This is a genomic window from Colwellia sp. KU-HH00111 (assembly GCF_040362745.1).
Lineage (GTDB): Bacteria > Pseudomonadota > Gammaproteobacteria > Enterobacterales > Alteromonadaceae > Colwellia.
In genome coordinates, this window is record NZ_BAABWO010000006.1 from 13,878 (window position 1) to 27,704 (window position 13,827).

At 38.3% G+C, this 13,827-nt stretch carries 16 protein-coding genes; 11 read left to right on the forward strand and 5 right to left on the reverse strand.

Going from position 1 to position 13,827, the window contains the following annotated elements:
• The first annotated feature begins 4 nt into the window (after positions 1 to 4).
• From ABXG98_RS11875 to ABXG98_RS11910, 8 genes are all read left to right on the forward strand, one after another.
• Positions 5 to 379: a Spx/MgsR family RNA polymerase-binding regulatory protein gene (locus ABXG98_RS11875; RefSeq protein WP_353538905.1), complete on the forward strand. Its 375-nt coding sequence runs from the start codon at positions 5 to 7 to the stop codon at positions 377 to 379.
• 67 nt (positions 380 to 446) lie between these two features.
• Positions 447 to 1,637 carry a succinyl-diaminopimelate desuccinylase gene (gene dapE, locus ABXG98_RS11880; protein ID WP_353538906.1) on the forward strand — a complete coding sequence of 397 codons (1,191 nt, stop codon included), beginning with the start codon at positions 447 to 449 and terminating at the stop codon, positions 1,635 to 1,637.
• 102 nt (positions 1,638 to 1,739) lie between these two features.
• Positions 1,740 to 2,489: a M15 family metallopeptidase gene (locus ABXG98_RS11885; protein ID WP_353538907.1), complete on the forward strand. Its 750-nt coding sequence runs from the start codon at positions 1,740 to 1,742 to the stop codon at positions 2,487 to 2,489.
• A gap of 36 nt (positions 2,490 to 2,525) precedes the next feature.
• Positions 2,526 to 2,717, forward strand: coding sequence for a hypothetical protein (locus tag ABXG98_RS11890; protein WP_353538908.1), 192 nt, complete (start codon positions 2,526 to 2,528; stop codon positions 2,715 to 2,717).
• A gap of 358 nt (positions 2,718 to 3,075) precedes the next feature.
• Positions 3,076 to 3,543, forward strand: a complete 468-nt coding sequence (locus tag ABXG98_RS11895) for a (2Fe-2S)-binding protein (protein WP_353538909.1) — start codon at positions 3,076 to 3,078, stop codon at positions 3,541 to 3,543.
• A 1-nt stretch (position 3,544) separates the two neighbouring features.
• Positions 3,545 to 5,722: a xanthine dehydrogenase family protein molybdopterin-binding subunit gene (locus ABXG98_RS11900; protein WP_353538910.1), complete on the forward strand. Its 2,178-nt coding sequence runs from the start codon at positions 3,545 to 3,547 to the stop codon at positions 5,720 to 5,722.
• A gap of 8 nt (positions 5,723 to 5,730) precedes the next feature.
• Positions 5,731 to 6,756 (forward strand): XdhC family protein, encoded by a 1,026-nt coding sequence (locus ABXG98_RS11905; protein ID WP_353538911.1) that lies wholly within the window; start codon positions 5,731 to 5,733, stop codon positions 6,754 to 6,756.
• On the forward strand, positions 6,753 to 7,400 hold the full coding sequence (locus tag ABXG98_RS11910) for a nucleotidyltransferase family protein (RefSeq protein WP_353538912.1): 648 nt from the start codon (positions 6,753 to 6,755) through the stop codon (positions 7,398 to 7,400). Before ABXG98_RS11905 ends, ABXG98_RS11910 begins: the two co-directional genes overlap by 4 nt.
• A 40-nt stretch (positions 7,401 to 7,440) precedes the next feature.
• Here the strand turns inward: ABXG98_RS11910 and bamC are convergent, their stop codons facing one another.
• Entirely contained in the window at positions 7,441 to 8,562 is a 1,122-nt protein-coding gene (gene bamC, locus ABXG98_RS11915) for an NlpB/DapX family lipoprotein (RefSeq protein ID WP_353538913.1), read from the reverse strand.
• 251 nt (positions 8,563 to 8,813) lie between these two features.
• Here bamC and ABXG98_RS11920 point away from each other — a divergent pair, with 251 nt between their 5' ends.
• Together ABXG98_RS11920 and bcp are read left to right on the forward strand one after the other, a co-directional pair.
• A complete protein-coding gene (locus tag ABXG98_RS11920; RefSeq protein ID WP_353538914.1) occupies positions 8,814 to 9,341 on the forward strand; it encodes a glycine cleavage system transcriptional repressor in 528 nt (175 codons plus the stop codon).
• An 18-nt stretch (positions 9,342 to 9,359) separates the two neighbouring features.
• Positions 9,360 to 9,836, forward strand: coding sequence for a thioredoxin-dependent thiol peroxidase (gene bcp / locus ABXG98_RS11925; RefSeq protein ID WP_353538915.1), 477 nt, complete (start codon positions 9,360 to 9,362; stop codon positions 9,834 to 9,836).
• Positions 9,837 to 9,897: 61 nt separating this feature from the next.
• Here the strand turns inward: bcp and ABXG98_RS11930 are convergent, their stop codons facing one another.
• Positions 9,898 to 10,968, reverse strand: coding sequence for an AI-2E family transporter (locus ABXG98_RS11930; RefSeq protein ID WP_353538916.1), 1,071 nt, complete (start codon positions 10,966 to 10,968; stop codon positions 9,898 to 9,900).
• A gap of 29 nt (positions 10,969 to 10,997) precedes the next feature.
• A complete protein-coding gene (locus ABXG98_RS11935) occupies positions 10,998 to 11,216 on the reverse strand; it encodes a sulfurtransferase TusA family protein (RefSeq protein WP_353538917.1) in 219 nt (72 codons plus the stop codon).
• Between the two features lie 216 nt (positions 11,217 to 11,432).
• On the opposite strand from ABXG98_RS11935, the gene ABXG98_RS11940 reads away from it, so the two are divergent.
• The gene (locus ABXG98_RS11940; RefSeq protein ID WP_353539168.1) at positions 11,433 to 12,413 is read left to right on the forward strand and encodes a transposase; all 981 of its coding nucleotides are present in this window, start codon (positions 11,433 to 11,435) and stop codon (positions 12,411 to 12,413) included.
• 235 nt (positions 12,414 to 12,648) lie between these two features.
• Here the strand turns inward: ABXG98_RS11940 and ABXG98_RS11945 are convergent, their stop codons facing one another.
• Both ABXG98_RS11945 and ABXG98_RS11950 read right to left on the reverse strand, forming a co-directional pair.
• A complete protein-coding gene (locus ABXG98_RS11945) occupies positions 12,649 to 12,963 on the reverse strand; it encodes a hypothetical protein (RefSeq protein ID WP_353538918.1) in 315 nt (104 codons plus the stop codon).
• A gap of 317 nt (positions 12,964 to 13,280) precedes the next feature.
• Positions 13,281 to 13,808, reverse strand: a complete 528-nt coding sequence (locus ABXG98_RS11950) for a GNAT family N-acetyltransferase (RefSeq protein WP_353538919.1) — start codon at positions 13,806 to 13,808, stop codon at positions 13,281 to 13,283.
• Between the last annotated feature and the right edge of the window lie 19 nt (positions 13,809 to 13,827).

Here is a 13,827-nt window from a genome sequence, read left to right on the forward strand (position 1 = left end):
ATATATGACTAGCAAAATCACACTCTACGGTATTAATAACTGCGACACCGTTAAGAAGGCCATAAAATGGCTTAATAATCACAACATAAACTATCAATTTTATGACTTTAAAAAACAAGCACTGACTGATGCACTATTAACCCGTTTTGTCGAGCTAAACGATTGGGGCACACTACTGAACAAGCGCAGTACTACGTTTAGAAATTTAGACGAGGACATAAAAAACAATTTAACTGATGAGGTTATGTTTGCACAAGTGATGACACAGCCAACGTTACTCAAACGACCTCTGTTATTAATACAATCAAGTACTGATGAAACAGATGTCCAATTACATTTGGGCTTTAAAGCTGAAATTTATCAAACAATCTTTCAATAAACCGATTAACAAGAATCGATTACAAGAATTAATTTGTTAAGAAAACACTTATTAAATAAGGGTCAATATGGCAACGCCAACTAGTGACGTAATACAATTAGCAATAGACTTACTTGCTCGGCCATCGGTAACTCCCGAAGATGCGGGCTGTCAAAACTTAATGAAAGAGCGGTTAGCTCAACTGGGCTTTGTTAATGAAACCATGGTGTTTGAAGATACCACAAACCTTTGGTCAAGACGAGATGGCAACTTATCAGTTAACGATAACAACGAACCGGTATTTTGTTTTGCTGGGCATACCGATGTTGTACCTGCTGGCAACCTTGAGCTATGGCACACTCCTCCTTTTGAGCCGACAATAATCGATGGTATTCTTTATGGCCGTGGCGCAGCTGATATGAAAGGTAGCCTCGCTGCAATGATTGTGGCAACTGAGCGTTTTGTTAATGATTACCCTAAATACCATGGTGCCATCACTTTTTTAATTACTAGTGATGAAGAAGGTCCATTTATTAATGGCACTACGCGGGTGATTGATACGCTAGAAGCGCGCAACGAGAAAATTACCTATTGTATTGTTGGTGAGCCATCAAGCACTCATCAGGTTGGCGATGTCATTAAAAATGGTCGTCGTGGCTCAATTTCAGCTGAAATAGACATCAAAGGTAAACAAGGTCATGTCGCCTACCCTGAACATGTTATCAACCCAATACATTTAGCCATGCCCGTTTTTGCAGAGCTTAGCCAATATCAATGGGATCATGGCAATGATTATTTCCCTGCTACCAGTTTTCAGTTATCTAATATCAATGCAGGTACTGGCGCTACCAATGTGGTTCCTGGGCATTTAACGGCATTATTAAATTTACGCTACAGTACAGAGTTAACCGATCAGATTATTGTTGAACACATTGAGTCTATATTAAATAAACACCAACTAGACTACGATATTAAATGGACATTCAATGGTAAACCTTTCATCACCGAATTAGGCAATGAACCTGGCGACTTTTTGACCGCAGTCACCCATGCAGTTACTACTGTAACAGGAACGCCGCCTCAGTTATCAACATCTGGTGGCACTTCGGATGGTCGATTCATTGCCCCAACGGGTGCAAAAGTAATCGAATTAGGGCCTTGTAACGCAACTATTCATCAAGTAAATGAATCCGTCGCCTGTGCTGATTTAGATAAACTTTGCGATATATATTATCATTGCTTAACACAGGTTTTATTACCTGATTCGGCTTGTTGTTAATGTCGTGCGGGGTTAAAGTGCGGCTTATTAAACCTTGTCGCGCTGCCCTAGCAGCTAAAAGGTATATATATTGGTATTGCGAATGAAAAAATGGTATTGCGAATGAAAAAAGAATGGCACCCATTGAAAGGGGATCTTGTTTTACAAACCCTTGGTTTAACTGACCAGCATATAGATTATTGTGAATGCGACATAAATCATCAAATTCAAGCTGCTAGCCAGGCAAAAGGGTTTGGCATTCACCAACAAATGCGAGCAGATTTTCAAGCATTAGTTACAAGTGCTGCTCACGATCATATCGAAATCAATGTTGCCAGTGGTTTTCGTTCTTTCGAGCGACAATTACTTATATGGAATAATAAGTTTAATGGAATAACACCTATTAATAACCATCAAGGCGAGCAGGTTAATATTGCCAAGCTATCAGAATTTGAAATTGTTGAAGCTATTATGCTGTACTCTGCCCTTCCCGGTGCAAGTAGACATCACTGGGGCTGTGATATTGATATATATTCCAAAAATTTATTAAATGAACAACCTTTACAATTAGAGCCGTGGGAATATAGTGAAAAAGGGCCGATGGCAGCACTTTCAGCTTGGTTAAATGCTAATGCCTCAAGATTTGGTTTTTATTTTCCGTATGATAGTTATCGAGGCGGTATAGCTGCTGAACCTTGGCATTTATCATACGAGCCAATTGCACAGCAATATCAATCTGCTTTAACTATTGAGCAACTACAACAGCACTTGGTACAAACCGATATTGCCGGTAAACAAGCAATTATTGACAATTTACCATCGCTATTTGAACGTTACATTAATAACGTTAATCCTTATAATCAAGCAGGTTGATAGCAATTTATACGCTACAACTAGACAGGAAAAAATATGGATAATTGGATACCCTATATCATCATAATAATAGCGATAGCCGTTATTATAGGCAATTTAAGTACATTTCAAAAAAACACGCATCAGAAAATGCGCAAAAAAAATTTAAATGATCTAGAAGAAACACTACCTCGCTCTAAACAAACCGAGCATAAAATGAAAACGATAGAAAAACAAAAGTTAAAATAGTCAATGCCGAGTTAATTAATGTACTTTCGTTGGTTTTTGTAATCATATATAAAATTTAGCTGTTGTCCTCATCTGAGCTATTACACCGTAGCTATTACACGGTAACTATTACGCCATAACGATTGCAACGGTGTAATAGTTAAACACTTTTAAGTGTAAGAATTTGTTTATTTCTAGTTATTTTTTTGTTTAAAAAAAGCTAATCAGCTAGTCTATAACCAAACTAACACAGGACAACTCAAAATAACTCAAGATAAGCCAAGATAAACCAAAAAAGCTGGTTTTTAGTTGGTATTAGCAACGAGCGAATTTTGGTCAATTGAGTGTTTATAAACATTTTGCGATGGGGAATTAACCAATGGATAATACAATAATAATTAATGGCAAAAATCACAATATTGATGTTGATGGCGACATGCCGCTACTCTGGTTTCTACGTGATCGTTTAGCATTTACCGGTACAAAGTTTGGTTGCGGTAGTGGTTTATGTGGCGCTTGTACTGTACATGTAAATGGTCAGGCCGTGAGGTCATGCGTTACCCCCATGAACAGCGTAGTATCAAAAAAAATCACCACAATAGAAGGCTTATCCGAAAACGGTGACCACCCTTTACAGCAAGCATGGTTAAACAATAACGTGCCACAATGTGGTTATTGTCAGGCAGGTCAAATTATGAATGCAGCAAGTTTGCTTGCCACAAACCCATCGCCTACCGACCAAGATATTGACACTGCTATGCAAGGTAATATTTGCCGTTGTGGTACTTATCAACGAATAAAAAAAGCAATATCAGAAGCCGCTGACACCTTAGCGAAGGAGGTTTAATATGAGTACTATAGCGATGAGTCGTCGAAATTTTCTTAAAGGCGCAGGGATAGCTACTGGCGGTTTAGTATTCTCTGTTGCACTACCTGCCAATGCACTGGTTGAAAAAGGGATAATGAAAAGCAGTGAAAATGAATTGAATGCTTTCATTCACCTTGCTGAAAATGGTGATACCACAATATATTGTGGCCGTTGTGAAATGGGGCAAGGCATTAGTACGGCACTTCCTTCAGCTGTGGCTGATGAAATGGAAGCAGATTGGCAACGTGTGGTAGTAAAACAAGGTGACGCTGACAAAAAGTATGGTCCTCAAAGTACCGGTGGCTCTGCCAGTATTCGTATCATGTATCAGCCCATGCGCGAAGCTGGTGCTAAAGTAAAAGCAATGTTAATAACTGCTGCCGCTAAAGTTTGGAATACCTCAGAAGGCAACTGCTATGCAAAGTCACACTTTGTATTCAATAAAAGTAATCAACAAAAGCTGAGCTATGGTGAACTTGCCAGCTTAGCAAAAAATAGTCCGATACCTACAAAAGTGACGTTAAAAAAGAAAAGCGACTTTACCTACATCGGCACGAAGTTAGCCCGACATGATCAAGATGAAGTTGTTGTGGGCAAAAGAATTTATGGCGTTGATACCAAGGTACCCGGCTTGCAATACGCTGCTATAGTGCATTGCCCTGTATTAGGTGGCAAACTTAAAAGCCTTGATAAATCTGACGCTATGAAAGTTAAAGGTGTCAGTGATATTGTAGAAATTCCTCGATTTGATGTACCTTTTGGCTCTATTGGCGGCGTTGCGGTAGTCGCTGATAATAGCTGGACGGCACAGCAAGCAGTGAAAAAATTAGTGATAGAATGGGATTTAGGTAAAAATGCCGTTTATAACACCACCGAGTATAAAAAACAGCTAGTCACTAATGTTGAAAAACAGGCAACACTTGCATCTGAGCGCGGCGATATTACGCATGCGTTTAGCACGGCTGAGCATAGTGTAAAGGCAACTTATACTGGGGGACATCTTTCTCACTCTCCCATGGAGCCAAACGCTAGTGTAGTTTGGGTTCAAAAAGACAGTTGTGAAGTTTGGGCTTCAACACAAAGCCCGGTAGATATTCAAAAGGTATTGGGACAATACTTAAAACGCGAGCCTAGCGATATCATTGTTCATGTTGCTATGGCTGGAGGTGCTTTTGGCCGAAAATTCAAATGTGACTATGTACATGAAGCCGCAGTGATTTCTGAAAAAACAGGTACACCAATTCAGCTAATTTGGTCACGTGAGGAGGATATGCGTACTGGTTATTACCATTCCATTAATGCTCAACACATTGAAGCTTCAATGGATAAGCAAGGTAATGTTACAGGCTGGTTGCATCGAGCAGCCTTCCCTTCAATTGCGACTTTATTTGACCCATCATTAGTTAGATCGCCAGCGCAAAGCCTTGATGATATCAGCAATCATTTGTTTGGTATCGATAATATGCGGGTAGAATCAGGTGACGCGATTGCTCATACTCGTATTGGTTGGTATCGCGCGGTATATGCCATATTTTATGGCTTTGCTTTTGCTACTTTTGCAGATGAACTAGCCAATAAAGCCGGAAAAGATCATTTAACGTTTGTAAATCAACTTTTTGACAATAACAAAAATACCAATCAAGCTGAAGATATTAAAAGAGCTAAAGCTGTATTGGCATTAGTCGCAGATAAATCGGCTTGGCATAACCGAAAAAGCTTACCTAAAAATCAAGGGGTTGGTTTAGCCGTGCATTATAGTTTTCAAAGTTTTGTTGCTATGGCAGTACACGTTGAGGTTGATGGTGATGATATTAAAGTACTTAATGTAGATGCCGCCATCGACTGTGGTCAAGTGCTCAATATTGATGGGGCAACAGCTCAGATGGAGGGTGCTGTCGTGATGGGTATGTCATTAAGTCTTAGCACTGAGATTACTTTTAAAGATGGTGCTGTTGTCAATTCAAGTTTTCATGATTACCCGGTAATGCGCATTGGAGATATGCCTAATGTGCGTGTTCATATAGTCGATTCTGATAAAAGCCCAACAGGCCTTGGAGAACCTGGTGTTGCGCCTTTTGCTCCGGCATTAAGTAATGCAGTATTTGCCGCCTCAGGAAAACGTTATCGAGACCTCCCTTTCAAACCGCTTTATACATAGTGGTAATAATGAATACGAATAATCACCTGTCTCATTTATTGGCGAAGTGGTATCCCTTTAAAGATAACTGCGAGTGGGTATTAGCAACAATTTATCGTACACAAGGCCCCTGTTATCGTAAATCAGGGGCGATCATGCTATTTAGTAGCCTAGGTGAACAGCTAGGTATGTTAAGTGGCGGGTGTTTGGAATCAGATATAGCGACTAACGCTCGCAAAGTTATGCAAACAGGTAAGGCACTAACGTTGTGTTACGATGGCTCTGATGAAGATGACTTGTCGTTTCATTTAGGCATTGGTTGTGGCGGGACTGTGCACATCATGCTTCAACAAATTAATGTTGAAAATAATTACTTATCATTGGTGCAAGTGTATCAAGCATTTCAACAGCGTATTTCAGGTTACTATTATCAGTATATAATTACCAATGAAACACCTGAGATAGCCAGTGCTCCGTACTTTCAAGCTGAAGCTATAAACTCTTTGAGTGACACGGCAAGCATAATCGAAAAAAATCATCATGAGAAATGGTTAGTCAACCCAGTTACTCCAACGCCTCATCTACTTATTATTGGCGGTGGCCTTGATGCACAGCCCTTAGTAAGTATGGCTCAACAATTAGGTTGGCAGGTATCTCTTTGGGATCCTCGCCCAGCCAATGCACGTAAAGCATACTTTAGTAATGTAAATCATATTTTAAAAGGCGACGCACAAGTAATAACTGCTTTTGCATTAAATAAGACGGTCAATGCTGCCATACTGATGAGCCACAATATTAAGATTGATGCCCAAGCTTTACAGGCCCTTTCAAAGATAAAGCTTGAATATTTAGGATTACTAGGTCCACAGCATAGACGGGAGCAAGTGCTCAAGGCGGCAAAGTTAAAACCAGCAGAATTAGCCTTTAAATTTGCCGGACCATCAGGTTTGGATATTGGCGGGTCACTTCCAGAGAGTATTGCACTTTCCATTTTAAGTGAATGTCATGCCTGTCTGTTTAAAAAAAATGCCCAATCAATAAGTCAGATACTATGAAGAGTGATACCTATCATTTAAAGGTGATTATTCTAGCGGCAGGTAAAAGTGAACGTTTTAATGGTATTAAGTTATTAGCAAAGCTCAACAGCCAAGAACAGTCGCCTGCTTTGATAACGCATGTGTTACAGCAAGTATCTAAATCGCTGGCAAGCTATAAAATAGAGAATAGCGAAGTACAAATTGCAACCGGTGATTATCATCAACAGCTATCTAAACTTATCAATGAGCAATGCCCGACCCATTTCTGCTCAGATGCTTCATTAGGTTTAGGTCATACCATTGCACAATCTGTTGCCAATATTGTCGCTAAAAATGATCATACTAGTCATATCATGATCACTTTAGCTGATCAGGTAGCATTAGTTGCTGATGACTATGGTAATTTGATCGGTCAGTCAATGTTAATGCCCGACAAGCTTATCTGTGCAAAAGCACAGCTTGAGATAATGCCTCCGGCGATATTTCCCCGTAGTTATTTCAGCCAGTTAATGAAATTAACCGGCGATAAGGGTGCTAAAGCCCTATTACATAAAAATAAAAGTCAACTTCAGCAAGTATCAATACCTAATGCTGTTATCGATATTGATACGAGAGAAGATTTAAACCACTGGCAAAAAAGTCACCTCAATTTATCTCAGTGACCTAGCTCAGCGAACATTTGGTTAAAGCACCAAGCCAGCTTTAATAAATGTTTTTAAATGACAACGCCAATTCCATCACTGAAAATAGTCGTTCTAATGTTTCTTTAGCAAGCGGTTTGCCATCAGCTTGATATATCGTCACGGAAGTTTTTTGATTCTTGTCATCTAACGGTGCCAGTACAAATTGGTATTTGTCATCAGCCAGATCTATTATCGATTGTTCCTCACCCCAAATACTATCCCAAAGGCTTGAATCTGGCTGGATATAATCGACAAAATATTTTTTGTCACTTTCATCAAGATCGGTAATAGTAAAACCTTGTTTCTCAAAGAAAATTGGCATATTATCCCACAGATTATCTAGCGCCATTTCAACAATATAAGCCGCTTCTGCGTTACTATTTTCACCTAAGGTAACCAGTTTTTGATTTGCCCGTAATAGACGGTTTTCTTGCTGGTGTAAACGGTAGTTGTAATCAAGTTGTGCCACTATTTCATTTAACATCGACATTTCAGCGCGCTGTTTATCGATAGGGTTAATAAATTTACTGCCACCGGCATTATCGGTTTTCATATAATCGATCAGTGTTACTTTTAAAGAAACACTTCGACCATGTGGTTTAGTATATAGCTCATAGCGAAATCGCATACTGGTAGATGACTCAATATCAGTAAACAACCAACCGGTTTCAAGCTCATCATGATACCACTGAGACTCAAACACTTGTGTTGTGCCCTTTAGGTTTTCATCAGTAAAGTTAGTAGCATCAACTCTTTCGTAACCTACACCATCGGCGGTAAGTTGGCTAACAAAGGCATTTTCAATCATGGTATCTAGATCTTTATCTTCAAAGACCTTATCAAACCATATAACAGCTTCATCTGAATTAGTGATCACTCGTGACGATGCTGCGATAGGTAATACCAAAGAAGGTGCTCTGATATCCATTTTTTTCCCTATCGGTCCTTGTTTATTTATCGTTGTAGGAATAAGGAACTTTTTATTTTTTTCCGGTTTATCTAGCGCTTCAGGAACAACAAAATCTTTAGCTTCTTGTTTTTGTGCATAATCAAAATTTCCCTGTGCGCGTTTATTATCATGGCTACTACATGCTGACAACGCTAAACCCAGTACAGAAAAATAAAACAATTGACGACTCATTAAAACTCCTGAGAAAAACCCACTTGGGTAAAATAAAATAATATTTGTTTGATGGTGTAAACTTTATTTGGTTCAATTCAATTATCTGAAAAAATAACTAATAGATATGATAGAAACAGCATCATACAGCTAGCGCCCATGGTACTTGCCTGTTTTTGCAAACACAAGCGTATTATTCTAATTTGCTAAGGTTATTTTTGTGTTGTAAATAGGATATAATCCTTTTTTTTATTAACTAGCCAGGCGTTTTAATGTCACAATATTTAGTGCTAACAGCCATGGGCTCCGATAGAACGGGCTCTGTCAGCGAATTAACTAAATTAGCAAGTGAATGCGGTTGCAATATATTAGATAGCAGGATGGCTATTTTCGGATTAGAGTTTACCTTTATTATGCTACTAAAAGGTGATGCAAGAGCGATCAACAAAATTGAAGCTCGTATTCCCATGGTTGCTCACAATTTAGAGTTGATCACTATGATGAAGCGTACTTCTGGTCATAAGTCTTATGATCTTGTAGAACATTACCAAGCTAGATATACCGGTACTGATCAACCGGGTCTGTTAAAAGCAATGACGGCTTTTTTTGCGACTCGAAAAATTGATATCTCTTCGTTGAAATCAGAGATTGACCCTAACACCAATAACATGAGCGCCAGTATCTCCATTGCTTTAACGCAAAGAATTAATATTGAGGATATTGAGCGTGACTTTCTTCAGTTGTGCGAACAATTTGGTGTACAAGGCTGTATTAACGAAACCACTCATAGCCTTAACTAACTTAATCTAAGGATATTTATGAACACATTAACTGTTGGCGATAGTGCGCCATTATTCACCCTTAAAGACGAAAATGAACAGGCGATATCGTTAGCTGACTTTATCGGGAAAAAACAAGTATTGGTTTATTTCTACCCTAAGGCAATGACGCCAGGCTGTACCGTTCAAGCACAAGGACTGCGTGATAGCCAAAGCCAGTTGAATGAATTAAATACTGTGGTTTTTGGAATTTCTCCTGATGAGCCTAAACGTCTAGCCAAATTTTGCCAGCGTGATGAGTTAAATTTCACCTTACTCTCAGATGTTGATCACAAAGTTGCAGACGATTTTGGCGTATGGGGTTTGAAGAAGTTTATGGGAAAAGAATATGATGGCATTCACCGCTTGAGCTTTTTAATTGGCTTAGACGGTAAGATCTCTCATGTGTTTAATAAGTTTAAAACCAAAGAACATCATCAAGTGGTTCTTGATGTGCTAAATGAGATAAACAACTAATTAACCATGTTAAAAAGCATAACGATAAGTAAAGGTACTTGTCGTTATGCAATATTCACCATTATGCCTCGGTACTATAGTCTTCTTGGGTTGTAGACCACGCATTAATAACCGCTTTAACTAAGGTAGCTAGCGGAATAGCAAAAAACACACCCCAAAAGCCCCACAAACCGCCAAACAATATCACAGCAATAATAATGGTAACCGGATGTAAATTTACCGCTTCTGAAAATAACAGCGGAACAATAACATTACCATCAATGGCTTGAATAATGCCATAGGCGAGCATGACATAGCCTAGTTCGTTGCTAAATCCCCACTGAAATAAAGCCACTAAAAATACAGGAATAGTCACAACAGTCGCCCCAACATAAGGGACTAATACCGACAAGCCAACTAACACGCCTAATAAAACCGAATAACGTAAATCTAAAAAGATAAAAGCAATGGTGGTTGAAACACCAACAATCAAAATTTCAATGATCTTACCGCGAATATAGTTCAATATTTGCTGATTCATCTCCTTACCTACTTGATAAGCCATTCGACGTTCTTTCGGTAAAAACTGGGTAAAACCGGACAATAAATCTTTTTTATCCTTTAAGAAAAAGAACACCATTAAAGGCACTAAAATAAGGTATACCATTAAGGCTACTAAGTCCGAAATTGAATTTAACGACGCTTTAAGCGCGACTTCTCCCCATTCAAGTAATTTTTCTTTAATAGTAGAAATAAAGGTTTCTATTTGAGATGCTTGGATAATATCAGGGTACCGCTCTGGTAGGGTTAATAAATACTTTTGACCTTCCGTCACCATATTCGGTACTTCTTGCAATAAATTACTACTTTGTTTCCAAATAATCGGCATCAAACCAAGCATTGCAATTAAAGTGATACTGACAAAAGCCCCAACTACAATGATGGTTGCACCAGTACGTGATACCTTTAAACTCGATAACTTATTGACAGGAAGGTCTAATAAAAATGCAATGCTTAAAGCCACCAAAACCGGCATTAGTAATTGACTAAATAGCGCGATAAACAAAAAAGAACAAATTAATATCACTGCAAGCGTGACCGCATGAGGATCAGAAAACTTGCGCGTATACCAATTTCTAAAAAGCTTAAACATATTTTTCCTTTATCGCGATAAAATACCGACTAGGTCGATATAGTAAATTCAACTATCGTATTGTCAATTATACTTTGGTGAAAACCATAGCCTAGTTTTGTCAGTAATTTAGGTATATCATCTTTTGAGCCTATATCTTGCACTCGCAACACACATTGATCTCCTGCTTGCATTTTTTTTAACAACAAGCGCAAATTAACTAAAGGCAGTGGACACTTCTCCTGGGTTGCATCGTAGTGAAAGATCATTGGATATTTCTTTTAACAAGATTATTTGAGACAATTCTAGCGTTATCTTAGCGTAACTATTATCATTTAAATAGTAAAATTAGCAACTTAGTATATTACTTACATAAAAAATCAACACAACTGAAAATCTCTTTAATTAGGCCACCCATAATAACTTTTGCAACTTCCCCAACATAAACTACACTTTATGTACTTTAATCAAGTATGGACGCTATGATGCCTAAACCCCGCTCACAACAAATTAGTTTACTCGATACCCAGTATTATCATATTTGCAGCCGCACCGTCCGCAAAGCCTTCTTGTGCGGTGTAGATACAACAACCGGCATCAGCTTTGAACATCGACGTAGTTGGATTGAAAAACGCCTGTTTCAACTCACCCAAGTCTTTGCTATTGATATTTGTGCCCATGCTATTATGCATAATCACTTGCATTTGGTGCTACATGTGGATTGTGAGCAAATAAAACGTTGGTCAGTCATGGATGTGCTACAGCGCTGGCATCGCTTATTTAAAGGCACTCACCTCACACGGCAATACCAAAACAACCAACCCCTTGATAAATATCAGCTAGCGACGGTTGAAGCAACCGCCCAAATATACAAACAACGATTAATTGATATCAGCTGGTTTATGCGTAGCTTAAATGAGCCTATTGCCAGACAAGCCAATAAAGAAGATAAATGTACAGGGCATTTTTGGGAAGGCCGTTTTAAATCTCAAGCCCTGCTTGATGAAGGCGCCTTATTATCTTGTATGGCTTATGTTGATTTAAACCCTGTACGAGCAGCTATTGCACCTACACCCGAGCAATCAAGTTTCACCAGTATTCAATTACGTATAAAAGCTGCCATTAACGGTAAACAACCTAAACAATTACGCCCTTTTATCGGTAACGAACACCAAGACAAAACTCAGGGTATTACCTTTAGTTTAAAAGACTATTTAACCCTAGTAGATGAAACAGGAAAAGTGATACGCAGTGATAAACGTGGCGCTATTAGCCCTAAAGCAGGCAATATACTCACAAGGCTACATATTAGTGATGACAGCTGGTTAAAACTCACCACACAATTTGAATCTATTTTCACTGGCGCTGTAGGAACCGCAGCGCACTTAAGTGAATTTAGCGAACATGTTGGTTTAAAGCGCACCCATGGCATAGCAAATGCTCAAGCCTGTTTGAATAGTGCCTAATTCTAGTTAGCGATAAAAAACAAACAACAATAAAGACAATGCATCAAAAAAACAACGTTTCCCCAGCGTGACGGCAGACACGCACCTTGAATTCACCTAAATGTCAGAAAAAACGTAGTTACGGGGAATAAAGCAGCTCACTCAATCATTCGTAGAAAAATAGCACCACTCGTTTAGTTAAACAAACGCCCAGTTAGCGATTTAGTATTGATCAGAATTATCATGGGTGGCTTATTTAATTCTTGAACCTTTGCCACAAATACAAACCACCTACGAATGTACCAAAAGGAAAGCTTAATAAAAGAACGATTGAAACAGGTAAGGCAAATTTATGAACAGCCTGATTCTGTTTTAACAAGTATATACCGCAAAGCAGAGCTAGAAAGTTAATAGCTAACAATATGTTAACTAGCAGTAGAATTGATATTGGCAATGATTCAATACTGGAAAGTTGAGTTGCGCCAAATACATAAACGAATAAGAATGCTAGAACTTCAAAAGCACCATAAGCTGTAAATGCAATACCTGATATTTTAAATTGGTTATCCATAGTTTTTATCTGTCTCCATACTTTAGAAATACCTGACAGCTTTATTAACAGGATACACTTCATGTTTAAACACTAAGTGTATCCTTCTTTCAATAATTTATAAAAACCTACAATACGCTAATTACCTAATTTCATCAATAACTTAATGCTAAACCCTTCGACTGCTTGATGAGTAAAAGATTGGTTAACCCCTTTTCTCAGCAGTTGGTATAATTCTGAACCAAATTGATGTTTATACAGTGCAAAAACCAAATGAAATTATCATGGGTGGCTTATTTAAAATTATCATGGGTGGCTTATTTAATTTTTAATTCATTTTATAAAGCCGATTTACACAATCCATAAATATAATCATCAACATAGTTACCGTTAATAATGACATTTTGCTTTAGACAACCTTCACGAATAAAACCATGCTTTTCTAGTAGCTTAAATGAGCCAGTATTACTAGTTGAACAAGTAGCCACTAACTTATTTAGATCCAATTCCGATAAAGCGAAGTCTTTGAAGAGACTTAATGCTTCACCAGCAAAACCTTTACCTTGAGCACTCGATTTAATCATGAAACCTACCTCAGCAATCTTTGCTTCATGATTTGTAATTTTTAGTCCTATATTTCCAAGTTTCTCGCCTGTTACTATCTCAGAAATTCCGAATGACAACCAACCATCACTTTCCTTAGACCAAGGTTGTGACTTAGCGGTAAACGCTTCATTCGCTTCTTCATATGAATAAGGGTCATACACATGTTCCATCATTTCTGGAGACATAGATATTTCGACAAAGAGATCTAAATCTGATTCATCAAATGGTAATAGTTTTAATCTTTGACCTGCGAGGTGCACGGTAATTCCTAAGGCTTTA